Genomic DNA, 22,115 nt, shown 5'->3' on the forward strand with positions numbered 1-22,115 from the left:
GGGAGCACGCTTATGTGGTTGGCAACATGACCAAACAAGAAAGTAACAAGGATAAAGATCTCAGCGAAAAAGAACAGCAGCTGCTTCATGAGATGATAAACACCTATCAAGGTTTGAAGATGATGTCGCGTTTCATGAAGTGGAGCGCCTTCTTTATCTTTATGTTCATTATCGATTTTGCCCGTATTATGGACGCGCTAGACAATATCTTCTCACACCTCAAAAAGTGGATAACAAAGAGTTAAAAATCCTGATTCGTAATATACTGTAGAGGCGTTTTGAAAAAAACTATTCCCTCGCTTTTATTCTAGTGTCCCTCATCTTTAAAAAAGATAATAAAAACAAAATTCTACATGTAATAAAAAAGAAAATGGTGCCCAGACGCGGATTCGAACCACGGACACGCGGATTTTCAGTCCGCTGCTCTACCTACTGAGCTATCTGGGCACATTTCACAAAACACGTGAAACGTGTGCGGTTATAACATTAAAATTTTTTCTGTCCAGCCATCAAAAGAAAAATAATTGATTTTTTATAAATTTATTCCCTTATTCTGGGCAATTATAATTACTCTTTCCATAAAATCAACTTGATAGGTATATTGTAATACGTTAGTGTATTATTATCAAAATACTGTCTTATCGTGGTGACGACACAAGGAAATCTTTTTAAAGAATCGACCTGAAAACATAATTGAGAGGAATGTTTTTCACAAGGTTTCCACGTATTTTAAGCTTACGAAATAAATAGAGAATATTTTTGATCTTTGTCTCAGGGGACTAGTGGCGCAGTCTTTATAATAATTTGTTTTTCTTTAAAGAAAAGCAAGCCATATAAAAGGGGAGAAACATGATAATGTTAGAAAAACCAAGTTGTCGTCCAAATAATCCTAATTTTTCTTCAGGACCTTGTAGCAAGAGACCTGGCTGGACTCTTGAAGTGCTTAAAAAAGCATTAGTTGGGCGTTCGCATCGATCGCGAGCAGCAGAATTAAGACTAGCTGAGGTCGTTGATTTAACCCGTGAGGTTCTTGAAGTGCCTTCTGATTATCGTATAGGGATTGTTCCCGCTTCAGATACTGGTGCTGTTGAGACGTCTTTGTGGTCTTTATTAGGCGAACGTGGCGTTGATATGGCTGCTTGGGAAAGTTTTGGTTCGGGGTGGATCGCAGATGTTGTTGAGCAATTAAAGCTTTCTGATGTGCGTCGTTTTGAAGCCCCTTATGGCGAATTACCGGACTTAACGCAAATTGACTTTGATCGTGATGTTGTTTTTACATGGAATGGAACAACTTCTGGTGTGCGTATTCCTAATGCAGATTTCATTCCAGAGAGGCGAGCGGGGTTGACAATTTGTGATGCAACATCAGCCGCTTTTGCTCAAAATCTTGATTTTTCAAAATTAGATGTCGTTACTTTTTCATGGCAAAAAGTTTTAGGAGGTGAGGCTGCACATGGTATGTTGATTTTAAGTCCTCGTGCTGTTGAACGGCTTGAAAGTTATGTTCCAGCTTGGCCTATACCCCAAATTTTCTGTATGACAAAAAATGGCAAATTGAATGAAAGTATTTTTAAGGGGGAGATAATTAATACACCTTCACTGTTATGTGTTGAAGATTATCTTGATGCCTTGAAATGGGCAAAGGCGCAGGGAGGTGTGTCGGCATTAAGAGCGCGAGTTGCTAAAAACTTTTCTGTACTTGATGCTTTTGTTTGCAAAACACCGTGGTTAGAATATTTGGCAAAGGATCCTAAAGTGCGTTCTAATACATCTGTTTGTTTAGATATTGTCGATCCAATTATCACTGCTTTGGATATTGAAAAGCGAGCATCTTTTATAAAAGCGGTAGTAAATCGTCTTGAAGAGGAAGGTGCTGCTTATGATATTGGTTCGTATCGAAGTGCTCCTCCAGGACTTCGGATTTGGACAGGCATAACCGTTGAGGATTCCGATATTGAAATTTTAACACAATGGCTTGAATGGGCATTTCAGGTCGAAAAAGCGCGACTTTAAAGTCTGATGGAAGTTTTATAACGCGGCTTTTTCCAGAATAATACGGGAGCCCATGATGGTCTCTCGTATTCTTACATAAGACAAAAAAATCTTTAAACATCGCGCAGATTGTAAGGAATGACAGGGGGACCATGAATAATTTGTCAGATGTTGGCAAAAGCAACAACCAAAAGTTCTAAATTCTTCTACTTTTTACAGAAAAAATGACTGATTGAGAATAAAGATATATCTTATATTGTTTTCCTTTATTATCATGAAGCTGAAGATTTAAATCACCTTAAGATTGGGAAAAAGCTGAAATGAAGAGTCGCACTTTCTCTAAGGTTTCGTTATAAAGGAGCGTTTGTTTTTGAATGTTGGTTTTGTTTGACCAAACACGATGGAGAAAGTTATGGCCAATGTAGTAGTTGTTGGTACACAATGGGGCGATGAGGGCAAAGGTAAAATTGTAGATTGGTTGTCTGAGCGGGCAGATATCGTGGTGAGATATCAGGGAGGGCACAATGCGGGTCACACATTGGTTATTGATGGGGTGAGTTATAAATTATCGCTTTTACCATCTGGTTTAGTTCGTGGGAAATTATCAATTATTGGGAATGGTGTTGTCGTTGATCCTCATCATTTTGTAGCAGAATTAAAAAAACTACGTGATCAGGGTGTGAAAATTACACCAGAAATTTTACGTATTGCTGAAAATGCTCCATTGATTCTTTCTTTGCATCGTGATCTTGATGCAACTCGAGAAAGTGGACTATCGGGTTTGAAAATTGGTACGACAAAACGTGGTATTGGCCCTGCTTATGAAGATAAGGTAGGTCGTCGTGCTATCCGCGTGATAGATTTGGCGGAGCCTGATACGCTCATGGCTAAGATTGAACGACTTTTGGGACATCATAATGCTTTGCGTCGTGGGATGGGAGTTGCAGAGATTAATTCTCAAGCACTTTATGATGAATTGATGCAAGTAGCGGATGAAATACTGCCATTTATAGATTGTACGTGGCGTCTTTTAGATGAAAGTTATCGGATGGGAAAGCACGTTCTTTTTGAAGGTGCACAAGGTGCCTTATTAGATAATGATTTTGGAACTTATCCTTATGTGACATCGTCTAACACAGTTGCTGGGCAAGCATGTACTGGTTCAGGTATGGGACCTAATTCAATCCATTATGTTTTAGGTATTACAAAAGCTTATACAACACGAGTTGGAGAAGGACCATTCCCGACAGAGCAGATTAATAATGATATTGGCGAATTTCTTGGAATGCGTGGGCATGAATTTGGCGTTGTAACTGGTCGGAAACGTCGATGTGGGTGGTTTGATGCTGTCTTAGTACGTCAGATGGTAGCAGTTTGCGGTGTTCAGGGTATAGCACTGACAAAGCTTGATGTTTTGGATGGTTTGGATGAAATTAAAATTTGTGTTGGTTATGAACTTGATGGGAAAAAAATTGATTACTTTCCCTCTTCCATGGGCGCTCAAGCTCGTGTGAAGCCTATTTATGAGACATTGGAAGGTTGGAAGGAAGCAACAGCACATGCATTGAGTTGGGAAGATTTACCTGTGCAAGCTGTTAAATATATACGCTATATTGAAGAATTGATCAATACGCGGGTGGCTTTATTATCCACCAGCCCTGAGCGTGACGATACTATCCTTATCACTGATCCCTTTGCAGATTAATCATTATTTTTAGGTTTCCATATTGATTTTCATTTTGGCTCTGTGTTTTTCTTACAAATAGCTACTTATAGGAGAGAAGGAGAGAAAGGTGCAAAAGAGCATTGTTTATTTTTCCTATTCACTTTAAACTGCAAGGATAGTTGTATCAATATAAATGACAATCAATTTAGAAGGCTAAAATAAGGGAAGGCCTGAGGGCTGGGATTTTTCTTCTCAGTTTGAGAGAGATTATAGAGAATATGGTAGATTTCGTTGGAATCTTAAAAAAGGCAATTAATGCGCAAAATAATATTACACCACAAATGCGTAAGCGGGTCTATAAACGAGCTATCGAAACACTAGAACATCAATTTATAGCAGCGACAATACCACAAGTAATAGCAGATGAGCAAAGAAAGGTTTTACAAAGTGCTATTGAAACTGTTGAAGAAGAATATTTAGCGGTTGAAAAGAAGCTGCTTTCTTCAGTTATTGGGTGGAGTCCTACAGGTATAGCTGAAGATGAAAAGCACACACAAAGTTCTATACTGCCACCAGGTAATGAATTTTCAGTAGTAAAAACAGAAGGAAGACAAGACTCTGTTACAAGTCTAAAAGACAAAGGAGCAGTTGGTGAGCTTTCTGTATCAGGTGTACCAGATGCAGAGCTGGTCAGTATGGATGCTTATGTGTCCTCTCAGCATGTTGATAACAATACGTTAAAGGCTTCACCTTTAGCTTCTCCTGCTCAAGGAGATAATACGCATATTGTTTCGCATATTTTTTCTCAAGCTTTGCGTCGTGCTAATAGGTCGTCGATGCAAAAGCGTATTGTGATAAGTGTTGCTGTTGTTGCCAGTCTTATCACCTTGGTTATAGGTATTTATTTTGTTTGTGGACGTGTATTTGTATCAAATGATCATCAATTGTCAGGGGAAAATATTCAAATTTCTCATGGACTACCAAGGACACTTTCGGTTAACAAAAAGTTAACGAAACGCTTATTAGAGGATGGGAGCGAAGTTGATGTTGGCTTAGATTACACTGCAGGTTCTTCAGATGAAGAAGGAACCTCAAAAATTGTTTCCAGCAATTTGCAGTCAAATGAACAACTAGGTGAGGCTATTTTTTATCAAGCGCGTACGGATTATGATGCAGAAAAAGTAGCAACAGGGAGTGCACGTTGGACACTTATAAAAGAGTCTCGTGGAAAGGGGGCCCCAGAAGAATCGGCTATTCAAGGTGATATAACAATTCCAGATAAAGGGTTATCATTACGGTTAATTTTACGTCGTAATACGGATCTGTCTTTCCCTGCCGCGTATATTATGGATCTTATTTTTATTCTTTCTGATAAATTTTCAGGTAAAGCTATAAGCAATGTTCAAGCATTAACTTTTAAAGCAAGTGAACAATCCATTGGGCAAGCTTTAACAAGGACTGTTGCCGCGAAAATTCACGATGATTTTTTTCTTGTAGCATTAAGCGGCAATCATCCGTTTCTTAACCGCAATTTACAATTGATGCGGGAATTGGATTGGGTACGTTTGGTATTGACTGATAAAAACGGACGTGTAAATGAATTGACTTTTGCAAAAGGGCCAACAGGTGAGGCTATTTTTAATGACGTCATCGGACAATGGCTTGCACAATCAGAGAAACCAACAGTTCTTGGTAAGAAAAAATAAAGCACTGGTGTGGACGAGATAAAAGGTCGTAATAAAACTCCCACTCACAAAAGGGGCTCAGTCGCTTAGTTTAAGGGCAGAAAGCCAATGTAAGCCAGTTTTCGCTTAGACTTAAAGAATGCCGCGCAACACCATTGGCTATCCCCTCTCTTGAGAGCTCTATATCTGTCTTTGAGATAAAGCAGAAGCTTTGATAGAGTTTTGTACTTTCTCAAATGCACGCATTTCAATTTGTCTTACACGTTCCCGACTGATGTTAAATTCACTTGAGAGCTCTTCTAGCGTCAGCGGTTCATCGCTTAAACGACGTGCTTTAAATATACGCCTTTCTCGTTCATTCAAATTATCCATGGCGTGTGTGAGCATGGAACGCCGATTTTCCAATTCATTTTGTTCGATTAAAGTTTCTTCCTGATTCTCGGAATCATCCACTAACCAATCCTGCCACTGGCTACTTTCACCTTCTTTTGTACGAAGGGGGGCATTAAGCGAAGTATCACCACCAAGCCGACGGTTCATTGATACAACCTCATCTTCTGTGACATTCAACCTTGTTGCAATCTCTGTCACTTGTTCTGCATTGAGATCTCCACCATCAAGTGCTTGAAGTCTACTTTTTAACTTACGGAGATTGAAAAACAAGCGCTTTTGATTGGCAGTCGTCCCTATTTTTACTAAACTCCAAGACCGCAACACATATTCCTGGATTGATGCTTTAATCCACCATATTGCATAGGTTGCGAGACGGAATCCACGTTCTGGCTCAAAACGCTTAACAGCTTGCATAAGCCCAACATTTCCTTCTGAAATGACTTCCCCAATAGGTAATCCGTAACCACGATATCCCATCGCGATTTTGGCTACGAGGCGCAAATGGCTCGTTACCAATCTATGTGCAGCTTTTAAATCATTATATTTACGATAACGTTGAGCCAGCATATACTCTTCTTTTGGCTCAAGCATCGGGAAATGACGCACTTCCTCTAGATAACGATTTAATCCTCCGTCACCTGTCGTCACTGATAGCAAATTCATATGGGCCATATAGCACCCTCCTTTGGTATGAATTCCCTGATAAGGCAAATTCCATTTTTCGACATTATAATGTCTCTCGTACTTCACCTTACCATAATTTTTAATTTTGTTCAAAAAGAGATATTTTATTGTGAAATCATGAGAAGGCTAAAAGTTTCACTTCATTTTTTTAAAATGCTTGATAAGTTCAGCCATATCTTGCGGGAGAGGGGAAGAAAACGACATAATTTTACCCGTAGCTGGATGTTCAAAAGTAAGACTGATTGCATGGAGTGCTTGTCGGTTAAATTGATCGATCACATTTTTTATGATGGGATTGAGTGTGTTTGATTTTGTTTTAAAAGCATTTCCATAAACACTATCCCCTACGAGTGGATGTCCTATATGGGCCATGTGAACACGAATTTGGTGCGTGCGTCCAGTTTCCAAACGACATTCCAGAAGACTAGCCAAAGATGTGGAATCTGCATGAGTTCCATATTTTTCAAGGAGAGAGATATGTGTCACAGCGTGGCGAGCATGTGGATTTTGATTATGGATAACAGCTTGTTTTGTTCGATTATGGGGAGAGCGTCCAAGGGATGTATCAATTGTCAAAATATTACGGCTGGGAGATCCCCAAATCAAGGCATGGTACCGTCGATCTAATGCACAGGTACGTCCATGGTCAGAAAATTGGGCACTGAGGCTTTGATGAGCAAGGTCATTTTTTGCAACAACCATAACTCCACTTGTATTTTTATCGAGACGATGAACGATACCAGGACGTTTAACGCCCCCAATACCAGACAAACTATTGCCGCAGTGATGGATAAGGGCGTTCACTAATGTTCCAGTCCAATTTCCATTACCGGGGTGAACAACGAGACCAGCTGGTTTATTGATGACAATGATATGATCATCTTCAAAGAGAATGTCCAATGCGATGGCTTCACCGTTAGGTTCTGCATCACGAAGAACAGGCATTGTCAGTTCGATAATTTGATTAGGTTTTAATTTTGTTTTTGGTTCCTTTACGCATTGACCATCAACTTTAAGATAGCCTTCACGGATGAGGGTTTGCAAGCGTGAACGTGATAACGCATTGTGATATTGTTTTGCTAGCCACTGATCGAGTCTTTGCCCAAGAGCACCTTCATCCGTTATTTGCTGTGTTACCATACGATTCCTATTAAGTTTTTAATAAAACCTTTTTACCAGTATGAAATTGCTTTAGTATCAAGAAATTCTTTAATTCCCCAGTGACCGCCTTCACGGGCACGTCCAGAAAATTTGACGCCTCCAAAGTAACTTCCACTGGGTAATCCATATCCGTTAACTTCTACCATACCAGACCGTACTTGCGCAGCGATACGGCGACATTTGTCACGATTTTGCGATTGTATATAGTTTGTAAGACCATACTCAGTATCATTGGCTAAGGCTACGGCTTCATCTTCTGTATTAAAGGGAAGGATAGAGAGGACTGGACCAAAGATTTCTTCTCGAAAAATACGCATATGAGGTTTCACATTGGCAAAGACTGTTGGGCGGACATAATAACCGCGCTCCAATCCCATTGGTAAACCAGTTCCGCCTGCGACAAGTGTTGCACCTTCATCAATTCCAGATTGGATAAGATCTTGTATTTTATCGTATTGTTGTTTTGAAACGACGGGACCAATATGATTTCCTGCTTGATGTGCTGATCCTACCTTTGTTTTTTCGGCGATATCTTTTGCTATTTCAATAGCTTTATCATAGATGGTTTGTTCCACAAGCATACGTGTTGGTGCATTACAGCTTTGTCCACTATTATAAAAGCAGTGTCGTACACCACGTTGAATAGCGTCTGTATCGGCGTCAGCAAAGATGATGTTAGCGCCTTTGCCTCCAAGTTCCAGACAGACTCGTTTTAAAGTGTTGCTGGCATTTTTAGAGATATCTTTTCCTGCTCTAGTTGATCCGGTAAAGCTGATCATTTCTAGATCTGGATGAGAAGAGAGGTAAGAGCCAACATTAGCGCCATCACCATTGATTAAATTAAAAACGCCGGCAGGTAGGGCGGCTTCATCTAAAATTTCAGCAAAGAGCATAGCAGAAAGAGGAGCAATTTCAGAGGGTTTTAACACCATAGTGCAGCCAGCCAAGAGAGCCGGGATAACTTTAAGAGTCACTTGATTCATAGGCCAATTCCAAGGAGTAATTAACCCTACGACGCCGATAGGATCATAGTGAAGAATCGCTTGCTCGTTCCCTTTGACTAAAATGTTTTGGAACGAGAACTCTTTATAGGCTTTGATAAAGTTGCGAATATGGGAACTACCAGTTGCTGTTTGTGCATTAAGTGCCATATCAATAGGTGCTCCCATTTCCATTGAAATGGTTTTTGCCATATCTTCTGAGCGTTTTTCATAGATCTCTAAAATTTTTTCAACGAATCTAAGACGCTCACTAGGCAGGATTGTTTTCCAATTTTGAAAAGCTGCTTTAGCAGCATTAATTGCTTTGTCTGCATCTTGTCTGCTGCCAAGGCTAATGATGGCACAAGCTTCTTCTGTTGACGGATCAATGACGTGTAGATCGTGCGGAGTGCTTGGATCATCCCATAGACCATTGATATAAAATTTCCGCTTATTAAACATAATTCACTCCCTTACTTTTTTATTGTTGTGTTGTTAAGTGATGTCCTATTTGAACCTTTTTTAACAAGGATAACAAGGATAATCTTATCAAAGATAAAGAAATTGGACTATTTTATAACAACGAAGCATGGAGAGTTAAAAAAATATCTCATAACTCTTTGTATTGTTTGTACTTATTATTTTTATGAAAGGGGAATGAAAGAGAAATATGGGCGTTTTTTATCATAGAGTTTTCTTTAAAAACAATGAAATATAGCTAGATAAGAGCGTGAATTTTATCATTTATGCAGTGAGCGAGGAAGGGACATTATAGAGAGGAATTATAGCGTTATTTTTAAAAAAAATGACAGCCAGCAAAAGGTTATTAACCTTCGTAGTGTAATCTCTATACATTCTTTTTGAAGCAGTAATTATTCTCATTGCTATAAGTTTGTTGGGTGTCATGCATAATTCGAAAACAAAATCCATTTCTATGCCTTCTTTTTCTGATGAGAGTGCACAAGGTGCATCAGAAAGAGATTCATCTACAAAGATTGTTGAAATATTTCCTTATCCGGAAGTATGGAAAAAGGCGTTCACGCTCGGAAAGAACGTGCGTTTTACGCGAACACCAGAAGTTGAGATTCTGCGTCGTCGTATAGAAACAGATCCTGTTTTTGCGAAACAGTTTAAAGTTTTTACCAAGCAAGAACGAAAAAATCTTACGAACTCTAATTATCACACGAAAAAAACAAATTTTTCAGTAACCAAACGAGTGATTAATCCTCGATCGATAGAGAATAAAGCCTCCATTTGTCATTCAGCAGTTTTGGAACAGTTATCACGGCAAACTGTCCTTACGCCGCTTGAGGAAGGTGCAGGGGAGCATACACTACAAGTAAAAAATGTGGTGCAAGAAACAAAGGCTGTTTTTCATCTTTCCGATGACGCATTTTTTGAGTGTGAATCCTTTATATTAGGACAGGTCGACACTAAAATTACAGAAGAAGACGTAGCACCGATTGATTTCACAAGTGATGAGGTTGCATCGGATACGGCTTCTGCTTTTGATGAGTCAATAACTGATCTTTACCGTGTTCTTGAATACCGTTTTCCACAATTTTACGATTCCATTATATCAGAATCTCTAATGGAGGATAGTCAGGGAATTGAGCAAATTTCCCATTTAATACATACAAAGGATACTGTTGAAGAGGTTCAAAAGTGTCATTCTAAGCCTATTGTTGAAGACAATACAGATATTAAGAAGATCCAAAAGCTATCTGTTCCTCAGTCAAGCAAGGCTGCTAAGTTTATCAATGATTCTAATAATATTGCTGATTGTATGGGAGCCAGTGTAGAAAAAAGCTCGATAGATTTGCCTGTAAAAGAAAGAGAAAATACACAGCCAGCTGCTAGGATATCATTATATGATCATGGCATTACTTCTATGTCAAACTCTCAATCACTTGACTATGATACTTATGAATTTCCTCCGATTGATTTATTACAGGAACCTATCTTTCAGGATGATAAAATTATTTCGCAAGAAATATTGGAGCGCAGCGCTGGACTTTTAGAAAGCGTTTTAGAAGACTTTGGGATTAAGGGAGAAATTATTCATGTTCGCGTAGGACCAGTGGTGACAATGTATGAATTTGAGCCCGCTGCAGGGGTAAAATCGTCGCGGGTTATTGGTCTTTCTGATGATATTGCTCGTTCTATGTCTGCTATTTCTGCGCGTGTTGCTGTGATTCCTGGACGCAATGTTATCGGAATTGAATTGCCAAATGCAGTTCGTGAAACTGTTTATTTACGTGAATTAATCCAATCAAAAACTTTTCGTGACAGCCAATTTAAATTAGTTCTTGCTTTAGGGAAGGGGATTAACGGTGAGCCTGTCATTGCAGAGTTAGCAAAAATGCCCCATTTATTGGTTGCAGGCACAACAGGGTCAGGAAAATCTGTTGCAATTAACACAATGATCTTATCGATCCTTTATCGCATGACGCCAGAGCAATGCCGCCTCATTATGGTTGATCCTAAGATGTTGGAGCTTTCTGTCTATGATGGTATTCCACATCTTCTCACGCCCGTTGTAACTGATCCAAAGAAAGCTGTGACAGCTTTAAAGTGGGTAGTGCGTGAAATGGAAGAGCGTTACCGTAAAATGGCTAAGTTAGGTGTACGTAATATTGATGGTTTCAATGCACGAGTTGCACTGGCCGTGAAAAATGGCGAAACGATTATGTGCACTGTACAGTCTGGATTTGATAAAGAAAGTGGTGAAATGCTTTATCATGAAGAAGCAATGGATTTGACGCAGCTTCCTTATATTGTCGTCATTGTTGATGAAATGGCTGATCTCATGATGGTAGCAGGTAAAGAAATTGAGAATGCTATTCAACGTTTAGCACAAATGGCGCGTGCTGCTGGTATTCATCTTATTATGGCGACACAGCGTCCTTCCGTTGATGTTATCACCGGTACGATTAAAGCAAATTTTCCGACCCGTATTTCTTTTCAGGTAACATCGAAAATAGATAGTCGTACAATCTTGGGAGAACAAGGTGCTGAAACGCTTTTGGGGCAAGGAGATATGCTTTATATGGCTGGTGGTGGGCGCATTGTACGTGTCCATAGCCCTTTTGTTTCTGATAATGAAGTAGAATCTGTGGTTGCGCATCTTAAAAGACAAGGAAAACCTCATTATTTAGCAACGGTAACGGATAGTGAAGACAATAATAACGACTTAGAAGCGTCTGATTCTGTTACTAAAGCTGTTACAACAGAAAACTTTGATGAGGATAGTGAAGAGCTTTATGTGCAAGCTGTTAAAATTGTCATGCGCGATAAGAAATGTTCAATATCTTATATCCAGCGTCGACTTGCAATCGGTTATAATAAGGCGGCTTCTCTTGTTGAACGGATGGAAGAAGAAGGTATTGTAGGGGCTGCAAATCATGTTGGTAAACGTGAAATTTTGCTTGAGAGATGCAATAATCATCAAGCTTATTTTTAAGGGGTTTATAATACGAGTAATTTCAAGGGATAAAGCTCTATTTTATTTTGTAAGAGCGAGAGTTATCTCGCCTTATTTTTTATTTTAAAATACCAAGAAAGTTAGATAGGAAGCGACAGAGCAGGACTGCTGTCCTATATAAAAATACAGGGAGATTAGATTCATACAAAGAGAGGTCAGAAATGCCTTTGGCATTTTTAGATTATTTGTAATGTAAAGAAATTAAACAAAGCCTTCATATGTGGAGAGGTAGTTTTTGTTCTTGTTTCTGATTGTAAAAATATTCTTTAGTGGCTATGATTCAAAAACGCTCTTTTTTGACCAAGCAGAGCAGCACAAGAATGCTAAGGGGGGCGCAAAGTGAAAGTTCTGTTGCGTTGAGTGGTTTAAAGGGTACCGCTGAATTTTTTGCCATTTCTTTTAATGTTATATGAGTTTAGACAAAGCGTTTTTGCTGGAAGTTACTCGGGAAGAAGATATTTTTCTTATTACTGATTTGGATGATGCGGTTATGTCTGTTGCGGTGATTGATGAAAACGCAACTGTATTAGAAGCTTCATCTCATTTTTGTTTTGTTGATAAAAGGGTCAAAATTTTGCTACAGACAATTGATAATGAGATGTCTGTCAAGACCATTTTATCCATAGGAGGTATCAGTAAACAAGTTAGCATTATTTGCTTAAAAATAAAACCAGTGAGTTTTTGGTTTTATGTGCGTCATTAAAGGCAGATGAATTAAACTATGAAGAAGAACTTTTGCCATGACGTTTTACTTGGAAAATGGATAAAAATGGGCGGTTTTGTAATGGTTCAAAAGATTTAGGGGAAATTATTGGGCTTTTATCCTTCTCTATTTTAGGATTTCATTTTCATGAACTTGTCGATAGATTGAATGATGAGTGAAACGAGTACTCAGTGGTTTTATTGAGACGGTTATGCTTTGGAGTAAGCAGATTGCTGAGAGTTGTTTAGAGTGGTTTGATGTTGAATTATCTGCCCAAATTTTGATGCCAAACAGCGGTTTAAAGGGTTTCGTGGCTTTGGTGTTTTGAAGATGCAAGAAAAAGTACAAGAGGAAAGGGCTGAAAAGCCAAATATAAAAATATCAAGTCTCTCAGAGGTAGAGCGTTTAGCTTTTCGTGAGATTGCAGAACGGTTGCGTGGTGAATTGGAGTTATCAGGAGAGGGGGAACATTTGGTTGAAAAAACGTCGGTTCAGTTGCCATGTACAAAGACATTGCCTCGAAATGTCATAGAGCAACCTCTTATAAAAGAACCAGCAGCGGTTTTATCATTGTTGGATACAGCAACTGATGGCGTTTTGTGGTTGGATGGACAAGGCTGCATTCAATCAGTTAGCAGTGCTGCTTTGGTATTAATTGGCTACGAAATAAATGAATTACTTTCCAAGCCATTATCATCATTATTTACTTTGCAAAGCCGATCTTTGGTTGAAAAATATTTTGAGTTAATCCGTTTAAAAAAACAAAATCAGGTTTTCAATCGCGGTGAGACAGCTGATTTATTGACGAAAAGCCAAAAGAATATAACGGTTTCTATGATAATTGTACCTTTGGCACACCAAGACAATTATGCTGTTATGCTGCATAATCTGACAGGGACGGTTCTCCCTTTAGATAACAAAGCAGAAGCAAATAAAATGGTTGGAGTTGTCCATGAAATGCGAACACCTTTGAATGCTCTCATCGGTTTTGCAGAAATTATGAGGGATGGCCGTTTTGGTTTGATAGACAATGAGCGTTATCGCGGATATTTACGCGATATTATCTCATCTGGAAAACATATATTATCGCTGGTAAATCAATTACTAGAGTGCTCGAAAGCACATCATTTTGGCTCAAATAACCAAATCAATACGCCCCTTATAGTTGAAACATTTGATGTGATATCTTGTTTGCGTGCTAGTATAGCTTTTCTTGAAACACAAGCTAATCGTAATGGTATTATCATGCGCATTGTTGCACCAGTTTATGTGCCATTTATTTGTGTGTCACAACAAGTATTTCGGCAGATTATATGGAATCTTCTTGCCAATGCTATCCGTTTTACCCCATCAGGGGGGCAAATTATTGTCCACGTTTCTTATGGGAAAAGTGAGCGAGTGAAGATTTCAGTGAGTGATAATGGTGTAGGGATGAGTGACGAAGAGATTATGCAAGCACTGCAACCTTATGGCCAAGTAAAGCGCAAAGATGGCCGATCTGGTGACAGTGCTTTTATTGGAACTGGTTTAGGATTACCGATGTGTAAGGCAATGGTAGAAGAGAGTGGCGGCGAATTTTTATTATTTTCGAAATCCAATCATGGAACAACTGTAGAAATGTTTTTTCCCGTGTTTCATGAGTAAATCTACGCATGGATTATTTTTTCTTAGCTAACAGGTCTCTAATTTCTGACAGAAGTTGTTCTTCCAGAGACATTTTTTTTGAGCTTTCTTCTTCTTCTTGTTTTCGGCGTAGTTTATTCATTCCTTTAACAAAGAGGAAAAGAACCCAAGCAATAATGAGAAAATTGATAAGTAAAGTTATAAAGTTACCATAGCTAATGGTTGCTCCCGCTTCTTTAGCGGCGTTCAATGTAGCTTGTTTTTCACCGGCAAGCTGAATAAACATGTTAGAGAAATCAATCCCACCTGTGACAAGACCAATGATTGGCATAAAAATATCATTGACAAGTGAGTTAACCAAGCCACCGAAAGCCCCCCCTATGATCACACCAATAGCAAGATCAATCATATTACCTTTTAGGGCAAATTCTTTGAATTCTTTAAGCATTGTGTTTTCCCCTTTGTGTATGCGACATATGATAAGCTTAACTATCGCTTTTGATAAAAAAGGAAAGGGCGGTTTTTATTTTCTTATAGTGTTATATTACAAATATTAAAATTTTTTTCCAGAGTATTATGGTGTGTTGAAGGATTTGAGTGAGGTGCTTTTTTGATTGATGCTGAAGCCTCTTATAGAGTGTCAAACTGACGGGAAGTTTTTTATCAAAAAACTATATTCGCTCTTCTTTGAAGATATAAGAAAAAAGTGTGCTTGATTTATAAAGTTATTCAAGGGAATTATTATAATGTTTTTTATTTTCTGTCTGATTTTGTTGACGGATTGTTCAAATTTTAATGTCTGGATAATTTCAGAAAAAGGAAGGGAATTATAAGGAAAAAAGCCCTCGTGGGTTTAGTATTTGCAAATATACATTTGATTGTTAATAACATTGTAAGTTTTTTGCCGTGGAGATTTATCTCCTGAGGGGAAGAGTGTGTTCTTTTGATCTATAGTTTTTAGTGTTAAGAAGATGCGAAGGACAGTTTTTATTGTATGGAGAAAGATTTATGAGTTTCTTTCGTTGTATTGGTCGTCCTGCTTTATTTATGTTGGATCCAGAGTATGCACATCGTTTAGCAATTATTGGTCTTAAAAGTGGTTTGAACAGTTGTCAGAAGATCGTTGATAAGCGTTTATGTGTAATTGTTGCAGGCCTTGAGTTTGAAAATTTTATTGGTCTTGCTGCTGGTTTTGATAAGAACGCAGAGGTTATAGAGGCTGTTTTACGTTTAGGATTTGGTTTTACTGAGATTGGTACAGTTACGCCAAGACCGCAAGTTGGAAACCAAAAGCCAAGGCTTTTTCGCTTAATAGAAGATGAAGCGCTTATTAATAGAATGGGCTTTAACAATGATGGGCATCAAATTGTTTACAACAGACTTTTTTCATATAAACGGAATGGGATCGTAGGGATCAATATTGGAGCGAATAAGGATACGGTTAATAGGATCGATGATTACACTGCTGGTATTGCTCACTTTTATGATGTTGCTGATTATTTTACAGTAAATATTTCTTCGCCTAATACGCCGGGCTTACGTGATTTACAGATGCGTGAGAGTTTACGGCTTTTGATAAATGCGATTTCACAAGCGCGTGGTATACAAAAGGAAAAGCATGGATTTTCTGTTCCTATTTTTTTAAAAATTGCTCCTGATTTATCGGAAAAGGAGTTGGATGATATCGCTGAAGAAATACAGCATTCTGATTTTGATGGTCTTATTGTTTCCAATACCACCCTTTCACGCCAAGGACTTAAAAATAGCCTCTTAAGTACTGAGGAGGGGGGACTTTCTGGGCGTCCACTCTTTGAGCTTTCTACTACTGTATTGGCAAAAATGCGTAAAAAATTAGGGAAGGACATTGCAATTATTGGCGTTGGTGGCATAAAAGATGCACAAACAGCTTTGGAAAAAGTAAAAGCTGGTGCAGATTTGGTACAATTGTATAGTGGGATGGTTTATGAGGGACCAGATCTTGTAGTAACTATTCTCAAAGAAATTTTGCAGTTTATGCAGCAAGATGGGGTTGATAGCATAAAAGCTTATCGTGATCAGAGTGTTGAAGATTGGGCAAAACGTGCACTTCCTTTGTGAGGAAACTATTTTTTTTTGATGAAAACTATGAGATTTTTTTAAAGGGGCTTGCAAACTCTTTTGATCTTCCTTATGTCACATAAACAGAAAATAACTCTTTACAAACTCGTGAACAGTTATGGTACATTTACTTTTATGCGGTTGTAGCTCAGTTGGTTAGAGCGCTGGTTTGTGGCACCAGAGGTCGTAGGTTCAAATCCCACCAACCGTACCATTTATCTTGTTACAACTTTTCTAATTCTTATTGTTGGCGTTTTGTGAGGCGGTTAAAAGCTGTGCTTGGCGGGCTTTTTTGCGTGTGAGCCGTCACGGAGCAGAGACCTTGCGTGGATGATTTTTCTCAAATTTTGCCAAAAACGGAATGATACGATCAATAATCGCTTGAAATATAAATGGGTTAACTAAATTTATGATTCTGATTGCAATTGCAATAATAAATATCTCTATCATTATATTTATATACTTTTAGTATATTTTGTAAACCAAGAGAATATTATTTGCCTTTCATTATTATTGTTCATAATATAAACTATTAAGTTTAAATACATAAAATAAGTAAGCATAAATTTACTAAAATATGCCATATTTTTGACATATTATCCTTGACTTTGTAACTCTATATTATAAATATGAACTTGCATGAAAGTGCATTCATATCTCCAGGGGGTGTTTCGGTGGTTGATTATAGGTAAGCCATTCTGGCGCGGGGCATAAGTAACCTTGGGGGAGTTTGTTTATACACTAAATTGGAGAAAATAAATGAGATTTTCAAGTAGTTCGTACGATTATTGTAGTGCCGATAATTTTAATAGCAAATATAACTCTGGTTATGCGTTTGGTAACCAGTATGGTGGTCACGTTGGCCTTGTGGGTGGTTTTGTCTTAGGAGCAGCGGTAGGGCGTAATCCTTATGCTGCAATGGCCACAGCAAGCTTTGGGCAAAGTGTAGGCGATAAGTTCGGAGGCCCCATAGGCGGTTATGTTGGTTATGGTCTGGCTGGTCTCCAGTGTGGCACACAGTTTTTGGGTCAATCTTTTACTAATTCAGGTCGTGGGATGTTGACGCACTTTTGATGGAGTTCTTTGGGTTATCCTAAAGCCTAGAACGGTGGTACTGTAAAAGGTGCCACCTTTATGTTTGAAATATTGCACAGGAGAAGCTATGGGCGCGTTTGGTTTAGTGCTCGCTTATTTTTGTCTATTGTTTGTCATGTATCTATTCCTCAAAACTATTGCTATTAATGGAAAAATCATGTTAGGCAGGGAGAATATGGTTGCATTCATAGTGGCGGCATTGGTTGCTCTTCCTCTCATTTATGCCTTTGAGTATTTTGAGTATATAGTCGGTGTGTCGATAACATCTTCTCATGTTGCTATAATTATGTTCTTTCTTTCTTTTTGCATTGAATTTATACCCAATATAGTAAACAATATAAAATGCTTTAGTTTGGCCATTATCGCAAGTTGCCCCATTTTTTTCATCGCAGCTGGTTTTATTGTTATGAGTGATGACCTTCTGTTAGATTTTTTTGATCTGCAGCTTTCGGGCTATATTTATCTGCTTTTCATTATTCCGTTGATGATAGGGGTGGCTCGCTATGTCCTAATTGCTAAAGCTTTGAAGGAAAAATCTATGTCAGTGCTAGATTTAAGCATTTGTATTGGCTGTGGGTTTGCCATAGGTGTCTTTTTTGTGTCATCACTGCTGTTATCAGACCTTCGAGAAATCTATCAACAGATAGGTTTTGCAAACAGGGAGGCAGTGAAAAAAATGTTTGATTATGCAGTATTTGGTTTCGCTATTCTAACGGGCCAAGTTTTTTTGACATTTTTGATGGTTCTCTTTGTTACTACAAAGAAATATTATTGGTTGGTCCTTGATGTTCTTGCAGAGCTGTTTTTTAGCCTCTTTGTTTCTTATTATGTAGCGTTTGTTCATACAGATGATGACTATGGAATGGTTAGAAGTTGGATTTGTTTGATGTATGTTGTTTATGTGTATGCGCGTTACATTAAATCAAAGAATGTGAAGCTTAGCGTGATTAACCCGTTTAAAAGGAAAACTGAGTGAGAAGACAGGAGACTATAGTTCTTTGGGTTATCCTAAAGCCTAGAGCAGCCACTCCAAGAGGGGCAGTTTCTGGAGCAATAGTAGCCGGGGTCCGTGGTGCATCCGCGAGTATTGCTAAAGCTGGTTGGGATTGTGTTCGCTCTAAGTGGTGAAATTGTTGTTTGACCTAGCTTTGTTAACAAGGTAAAGGCCTTGCTAAGGGGTACGCTATCAGCCTTTTAGCAGGGAGTTTTTCTCCCGCAATAATATCTTGGTATGCTTGGGAGGGCAAGGCGCTTTTATGTCTGACTTAATTTTTGGAATGCTGCTTAGTTTTGGGATAAGTTCCAGCCCTCGTGTCCTTAAAAACAATGGGTTGTTGGGCGAGCGCGTCATTTTTGGGGGGCTAGCTGGCCTTTCCTGCGCTATCATCTTCGCTTATCCACATAGTAAAAGTGGACTTCTAGACTTATCTTTGCTTTTGGTATGTTATCTTGGCATGCTTTTAATTCTGCACGAGCGCTACTTATATAAATATTTAGTTCTTGGATTCTGTGGTGCAGTTGCTGCCTTGTGTATTGGGGCAGGTTTTATATATTTGAGCTCTTTGTTGCCATTGCCTGCTTTGTCTGCTGCTAATAATAGCCAGCAGCAGGTGGTGCATTACATGAGTTTGGTTGCTGCAAACTATCCCTTTTTTATCCTTTTGATATCAGTTTTAACTGCGGAGCTTTTGCGTTTGTGGTTGCTTCGCGTATATAAGCCAGAATTAGCTGCGCGTGAGGTCCTTTATTTCGGGCTGGGCTGTGGGGTGTTCTAGACTTATGCTATAAGACCCTCCCAGCTCTTTTTCTTTACTTGAATTACCGTGTTGATAGGGCGCCACAAATGGTGGGCTATGTCGCATTTGAATCTTGTCCACAAGCGATCAGCTATCTTATTGCCGCGGGCATGATTGTATTGATGCATGTTGTAAATACGCGCTTTATGTATCTTGGTTTCCAAGATAAGCGCAAGGTCTATTCCTATCTGCCTTTTGTAATTCATTTTTCGGTTGGTCTTTTGTTTATGTTTGACATTTCTTCAGGCTATGCAATATTAATAAATTCTATTTTTGAGGCTTACAATAATGCTTGACAAATTGACATTATCTGTTATCGGCGCCGTTTTTTGTCTGGTGCTGATTATTTTTCCTTTGATGAAGAAAAAAACATTGGTTGAACATTTGGTTTTCTTGCTCGTTGTTTTGTGTCTTGTTTTTCTTTATGTTTATAGCGCTGCGAGTTATTTTCCTTATTATGTTTTGGCGCTTTCGCTTATATTGGGGTACCGCTGGTTACTCTCTTTGGTTAAAGCGTTTAAAGGTACGAAGGCGATTATTGGGTCAAGTGCTGGTTGCTATGTGCTTTTGATTTTTTTTCTACACGGCTTTATGCGTATGATAGGCAGTTTGATTTTTGATTTTTCTGCTTATAGTACGCCTAATATTGTTTTTGCTGTTGGTCTATTCCCTATAGGCATGGCGATTATGCAGTTTTTTTTGCTCTCTCATTGGGTGGCAGAAGATAATGGCAATGGTATAGAGGCAGCACTGGGCGTGGGAATGGGGATTTGGGGGGCTGCGATAGGGTTTGCACTGCTTACATCTCTACCAGAAGCTGTGAAAATCCTAAAAGGGGCCTTTAGTCTTGATAGGGACGCCTTACTTTCTTTACTTGAGACGGTAATATATTATGCGTTTATTATAGGTCTGAGTCTCTTATCAACTTTCTTAATGCTTGTGGTTTGCCTTGACAAGAAATGGCGTTTTTTTATTCTTATCCTGCTTTTACAATGCTTGGCGGCTTGGGCGCGCTTTTCATGGCGGGCCGCTGAGCCAGAACTTCTTGCAATTGGGCATTATACAATCGCTACTATTCTTATGTTTGCTCTTATGCGGCAAATTTATGATTTTGTGCAAGACAGATTATCCATGAAGAAAAATAGCAGTTACGCTGTAGTAAATGAGGGGGCATAATAATGTTGGTTTTATTTATTGCTTCGCTTCTCGCAGGCTTGATTTATGGCGCTGTCATTTATAAATTTTTTCGCTCTACATTTAGTTGGATAAATGTGCTGTTGAGCGGCATAGTTTTTGGGGTGATTGTTCTGTTAGTATGGCGTTACTCGGAAACAGAACATAAACTTGATGCCTTACGTTTACTGCAAGTGCTTGGCGTTGTTTTTCTTCTATGTGTGTTTCATCATTTTCTGAAGTTCAAATTGGTTATCGCTGGTGCTGTGGGATGGTTTGTTGCTAGCTGCATTGCTGGCGGGCTTATTGCTTTTTGGGAGCAATCTGTAATAAAAACGCTTTATATGATGAGTATTGTTGAAACCAAGAGTCGTGCAGAGCAGGGGCTGGCGCTTGTTTTTTTATTTTTAACATTTTCGGTTTTTTCTGTTGTAGCAGAAGAAGCTATGCGTCGTTGGTTAGTTACTAAGTTTTATCGGTGCTCGCCTAGTTTTTTGTGGCGTTTGCCGCTGAATATTGGCATAGGCTGGGGTTTATGCGAATTAGTTTATAAGGCGCTAGGACCTTTCCTTGTTTATAATGGCTGGATTATTCGATCTAGCTTATTAGCCAGTGAATATGTAATTTTTTATTCCTGGACGCAAGCGAGTATTTTTTTGTGTGCTTTAATGAGCGTCATACTCATGCATATTTTCAATACATGCTTGGCGTATCGTGGTGTTGTTACGCACTCTAAATTTTATGCGTGTGCGCCTTTTTTTGTCCACGCTATTGGTAACTGTTTCGGTGCAACAGTGCTGGTTACAGGCAAGGTTTGGTTTAATGTTGGGGGCAGCTTGTTTATTCTACTTTGTGTGATGTTGTTCGTATATTTTGAAAGCAAAAATCCTTTAATACAAAACATAAAATTGCGCGCTTAAGGTGTTGTAGAGTGATGAATAACTTTGCGTACTCTAAGTATGGCTAGAGAGCCTGATACGCGCTTTCTGTTCTGCAAAAAAATAGAGAAGGTTAGCACCGACGTAACGCGTCCAGTACCAAGAGCGACGTCATTTCTGCACTAATTGGGGAGAGGGTGTACCACTGGCCCCGCGCATATGGGAGCCTGCAAATATGCTATCATGTGATTTTCTAGTGTCCTCCTTTCTATTATCCTCCATGAGATTGAAGCTGGGAATCTTGAGGTGGTGGTAACGCATTATTGCAAAGACAAACCCTGGCTAGGGTTTGGTCATCCGATTATGCAACGGGATGTCCGGGTTGATTTCTTTTTTTTACGCTTTCAGGTGCCTATGCGCCCCTTCAGTTCGCTTGCGCGATCTATTTCGGACAAGCAGGAAAGATTTTATCATAAAAAATACAATAAAGTCAATATGTTGAGTGCAACTATTTTATATGAATCCACTTAAGAATCCACACTTTTATACGTGATTCATTTGATCATTTTTTATAAACAATTGCCATGTATGAGTAGACCATAAAAAGCCAATCATGATGCAAATGTTATAACGCATGTGTCATTCAAATGAAATGAAAAGCAGCTATCATTCATAACAGTTCATAAATTCTATGATACGTTTTTA

19 protein-coding genes and 2 tRNA genes are annotated in these 22,115 nt (G+C 38.8%); 16 read left to right on the forward strand and 5 right to left on the reverse strand.

The window, feature by feature from the left end; all coding sequences use genetic code 11:
- The first annotated feature begins 26 nt into the window (after positions 1–26).
- Complete coding sequence (locus ABD915_RS06950; RefSeq protein ID WP_425548195.1) at positions 27–245, forward strand: hypothetical protein; 219 nt, start codon at positions 27–29, stop codon at positions 243–245.
- A gap of 126 nt (positions 246–371) precedes the next feature.
- Here the strand turns inward: ABD915_RS06950 and ABD915_RS06955 are convergent.
- Positions 372–447 (reverse strand) — tRNA-Phe (locus ABD915_RS06955).
- Positions 448–849: 402 nt separating this feature from the next.
- Between ABD915_RS06955 and ABD915_RS06960 the strand changes: the two genes are divergently transcribed.
- From ABD915_RS06960 to ABD915_RS06970, 3 genes are all read left to right on the forward strand, one after another.
- Complete coding sequence (locus ABD915_RS06960; RefSeq protein WP_345116863.1) at positions 850–2,013, forward strand: phosphoserine transaminase; 1,164 nt, start codon at positions 850–852, stop codon at positions 2,011–2,013.
- A gap of 391 nt (positions 2,014–2,404) precedes the next feature.
- The gene (locus tag ABD915_RS06965; protein WP_345116864.1) at positions 2,405–3,697 is read left to right on the forward strand and encodes an adenylosuccinate synthase; all 1,293 of its coding nucleotides are present in this window, start codon (positions 2,405–2,407) and stop codon (positions 3,695–3,697) included.
- A 239-nt stretch (positions 3,698–3,936) separates the two neighbouring features.
- Positions 3,937–5,364 (forward strand): hypothetical protein, encoded by a 1,428-nt coding sequence (locus tag ABD915_RS06970; RefSeq protein ID WP_345116865.1) that lies wholly within the window; start codon positions 3,937–3,939, stop codon positions 5,362–5,364.
- A gap of 159 nt (positions 5,365–5,523) precedes the next feature.
- On the opposite strand, the gene rpoH is transcribed toward ABD915_RS06970, so the two are convergent.
- The 3 genes from rpoH to ABD915_RS06985 all read right to left on the reverse strand — a co-directional run bounded on the left by rpoH (position 5,524) and on the right by ABD915_RS06985 (position 9,023).
- Positions 5,524–6,408, reverse strand: a complete 885-nt coding sequence (gene rpoH / locus ABD915_RS06975) for an RNA polymerase sigma factor RpoH (protein WP_345116867.1) — start codon at positions 6,406–6,408, stop codon at positions 5,524–5,526.
- 147 nt (positions 6,409–6,555) lie between these two features.
- Positions 6,556–7,560, reverse strand: a complete 1,005-nt coding sequence (locus ABD915_RS06980; RefSeq protein WP_345116869.1) for an RluA family pseudouridine synthase — start codon at positions 7,558–7,560, stop codon at positions 6,556–6,558.
- Between the two features lie 32 nt (positions 7,561–7,592).
- A complete protein-coding gene (locus ABD915_RS06985) occupies positions 7,593–9,023 on the reverse strand; it encodes an aldehyde dehydrogenase family protein (RefSeq protein WP_345116871.1) in 1,431 nt (476 codons plus the stop codon).
- A 442-nt stretch (positions 9,024–9,465) separates the two neighbouring features.
- Here ABD915_RS06985 and ABD915_RS06990 point away from each other — a divergent pair, with 442 nt between their 5' ends.
- The 3 genes from ABD915_RS06990 (at position 9,466) to ABD915_RS07000 (ending at position 14,392) form a co-directional block, all read left to right on the forward strand.
- Entirely contained in the window at positions 9,466–12,024 is a 2,559-nt protein-coding gene (locus tag ABD915_RS06990; protein WP_345116873.1) for a DNA translocase FtsK, read from the forward strand.
- Positions 12,025–12,475: 451 nt separating this feature from the next.
- Positions 12,476–12,748 carry a hypothetical protein gene (locus tag ABD915_RS06995; RefSeq protein ID WP_345116875.1) on the forward strand — a complete coding sequence of 91 codons (273 nt, stop codon included), beginning with the start codon at positions 12,476–12,478 and terminating at the stop codon, positions 12,746–12,748.
- Between the two features lie 330 nt (positions 12,749–13,078).
- Positions 13,079–14,392: a PAS domain-containing sensor histidine kinase gene (locus tag ABD915_RS07000; RefSeq protein WP_345116877.1), complete on the forward strand. Its 1,314-nt coding sequence runs from the start codon at positions 13,079–13,081 to the stop codon at positions 14,390–14,392.
- Between the two features lie 13 nt (positions 14,393–14,405).
- On the opposite strand, the gene mscL is transcribed toward ABD915_RS07000, so the two are convergent.
- Entirely contained in the window at positions 14,406–14,819 is a 414-nt protein-coding gene (gene mscL, locus ABD915_RS07005; protein ID WP_345116879.1) for a large conductance mechanosensitive channel protein MscL, read from the reverse strand.
- 560 nt (positions 14,820–15,379) lie between these two features.
- Here mscL and ABD915_RS07010 point away from each other — a divergent pair.
- The 9 genes from ABD915_RS07010 (at position 15,380) to ABD915_RS07050 (ending at position 21,452) form a co-directional block, all read left to right on the forward strand.
- Positions 15,380–16,468 (forward strand): quinone-dependent dihydroorotate dehydrogenase, encoded by a 1,089-nt coding sequence (locus tag ABD915_RS07010; RefSeq protein ID WP_345116881.1) that lies wholly within the window; start codon positions 15,380–15,382, stop codon positions 16,466–16,468.
- 137 nt (positions 16,469–16,605) lie between these two features.
- A tRNA-His gene (locus ABD915_RS07015) sits at positions 16,606–16,682 on the forward strand.
- Between the two features lie 545 nt (positions 16,683–17,227).
- Entirely contained in the window at positions 17,228–17,542 is a 315-nt protein-coding gene (locus tag ABD915_RS07020; RefSeq protein ID WP_345116883.1) for a hypothetical protein, read from the forward strand.
- A gap of 88 nt (positions 17,543–17,630) precedes the next feature.
- The gene (locus ABD915_RS07025) at positions 17,631–18,539 is read left to right on the forward strand and encodes a hypothetical protein (protein ID WP_345116885.1); all 909 of its coding nucleotides are present in this window, start codon (positions 17,631–17,633) and stop codon (positions 18,537–18,539) included.
- The gene (locus tag ABD915_RS07030) at positions 18,536–18,691 is read left to right on the forward strand and encodes a hypothetical protein (protein WP_345116887.1); all 156 of its coding nucleotides are present in this window, start codon (positions 18,536–18,538) and stop codon (positions 18,689–18,691) included. The genes ABD915_RS07025 and ABD915_RS07030 overlap by 4 nt, the downstream gene beginning before the upstream one ends.
- Before the next feature lie 128 nt (positions 18,692–18,819).
- Positions 18,820–19,338 carry a hypothetical protein gene (locus ABD915_RS07035; protein WP_345116889.1) on the forward strand — a complete coding sequence of 173 codons (519 nt, stop codon included), beginning with the start codon at positions 18,820–18,822 and terminating at the stop codon, positions 19,336–19,338.
- A gap of 68 nt (positions 19,339–19,406) precedes the next feature.
- Positions 19,407–19,655 carry a hypothetical protein gene (locus tag ABD915_RS07040; protein WP_345116891.1) on the forward strand — a complete coding sequence of 83 codons (249 nt, stop codon included), beginning with the start codon at positions 19,407–19,409 and terminating at the stop codon, positions 19,653–19,655.
- On the forward strand, positions 19,648–20,535 hold the full coding sequence (locus ABD915_RS07045; RefSeq protein WP_345116893.1) for a hypothetical protein: 888 nt from the start codon (positions 19,648–19,650) through the stop codon (positions 20,533–20,535). The genes ABD915_RS07040 and ABD915_RS07045 overlap by 8 nt, the downstream gene beginning before the upstream one ends.
- A 2-nt stretch (positions 20,536–20,537) precedes the next feature.
- Complete coding sequence (locus ABD915_RS07050) at positions 20,538–21,452, forward strand: hypothetical protein (RefSeq protein WP_345116895.1); 915 nt, start codon at positions 20,538–20,540, stop codon at positions 21,450–21,452.
- The last annotated feature ends 663 nt before the right edge of the window (positions 21,453–22,115 follow it).

The organism is Bartonella jaculi (assembly GCF_039543045.1).
Taxonomy (GTDB): domain Bacteria; phylum Pseudomonadota; class Alphaproteobacteria; order Rhizobiales; family Rhizobiaceae; genus Bartonella; species Bartonella jaculi.

Bases quoted from the DNA above. Each gene is read 5' to 3' on its own strand.
- ABD915_RS07020 (WP_345116883.1), top strand. From the start codon at position 17,228: ATGAGATTTTCAAGTAGTTCGTACGATTATTGTAGTGCCGATAATTTT.
- ABD915_RS06990 (WP_345116873.1), top strand. From the start codon at position 9,466: ATGCATAATTCGAAAACAAAATCCATTTCTATGCCTTCTTTTTCTGAT.
- ABD915_RS06960 (WP_345116863.1), top strand. From the start codon at position 850: ATGATAATGTTAGAAAAACCAAGTTGTCGTCCAAATAATCCTAATTTT.
- ABD915_RS06985 (WP_345116871.1), bottom strand. From the start codon at position 9,023: ATGTTTAATAAGCGGAAATTTTATATCAATGGTCTATGGGATGATCCA.
- ABD915_RS07035 (WP_345116889.1), top strand. From the start codon at position 18,820: ATGTCTGACTTAATTTTTGGAATGCTGCTTAGTTTTGGGATAAGTTCC.
- ABD915_RS06950 (WP_425548195.1), top strand. From the start codon at position 27: ATGACCAAACAAGAAAGTAACAAGGATAAAGATCTCAGCGAAAAAGAA.
- rpoH (WP_345116867.1), bottom strand. From the start codon at position 6,408: ATGGCCCATATGAATTTGCTATCAGTGACGACAGGTGACGGAGGATTA.
- ABD915_RS06965 (WP_345116864.1), top strand. From the start codon at position 2,405: ATGGCCAATGTAGTAGTTGTTGGTACACAATGGGGCGATGAGGGCAAA.
- ABD915_RS07010 (WP_345116881.1), top strand. From the start codon at position 15,380: ATGAGTTTCTTTCGTTGTATTGGTCGTCCTGCTTTATTTATGTTGGAT.
- ABD915_RS07050 (WP_345116895.1), top strand. From the start codon at position 20,538: ATGTTGGTTTTATTTATTGCTTCGCTTCTCGCAGGCTTGATTTATGGC.
- mscL (WP_345116879.1), bottom strand. From the start codon at position 14,819: ATGCTTAAAGAATTCAAAGAATTTGCCCTAAAAGGTAATATGATTGAT.
- ABD915_RS07045 (WP_345116893.1), top strand. From the start codon at position 19,648: ATGCTTGACAAATTGACATTATCTGTTATCGGCGCCGTTTTTTGTCTG.
- ABD915_RS06970 (WP_345116865.1), top strand. From the start codon at position 3,937: ATGGTAGATTTCGTTGGAATCTTAAAAAAGGCAATTAATGCGCAAAAT.
- ABD915_RS07040 (WP_345116891.1), top strand. From the start codon at position 19,407: ATGGTGGGCTATGTCGCATTTGAATCTTGTCCACAAGCGATCAGCTAT.
- ABD915_RS07025 (WP_345116885.1), top strand. From the start codon at position 17,631: ATGGGCGCGTTTGGTTTAGTGCTCGCTTATTTTTGTCTATTGTTTGTC.
- ABD915_RS06980 (WP_345116869.1), bottom strand. From the start codon at position 7,560: ATGGTAACACAGCAAATAACGGATGAAGGTGCTCTTGGGCAAAGACTC.
- ABD915_RS07000 (WP_345116877.1), top strand. From the start codon at position 13,079: ATGCAAGAAAAAGTACAAGAGGAAAGGGCTGAAAAGCCAAATATAAAA.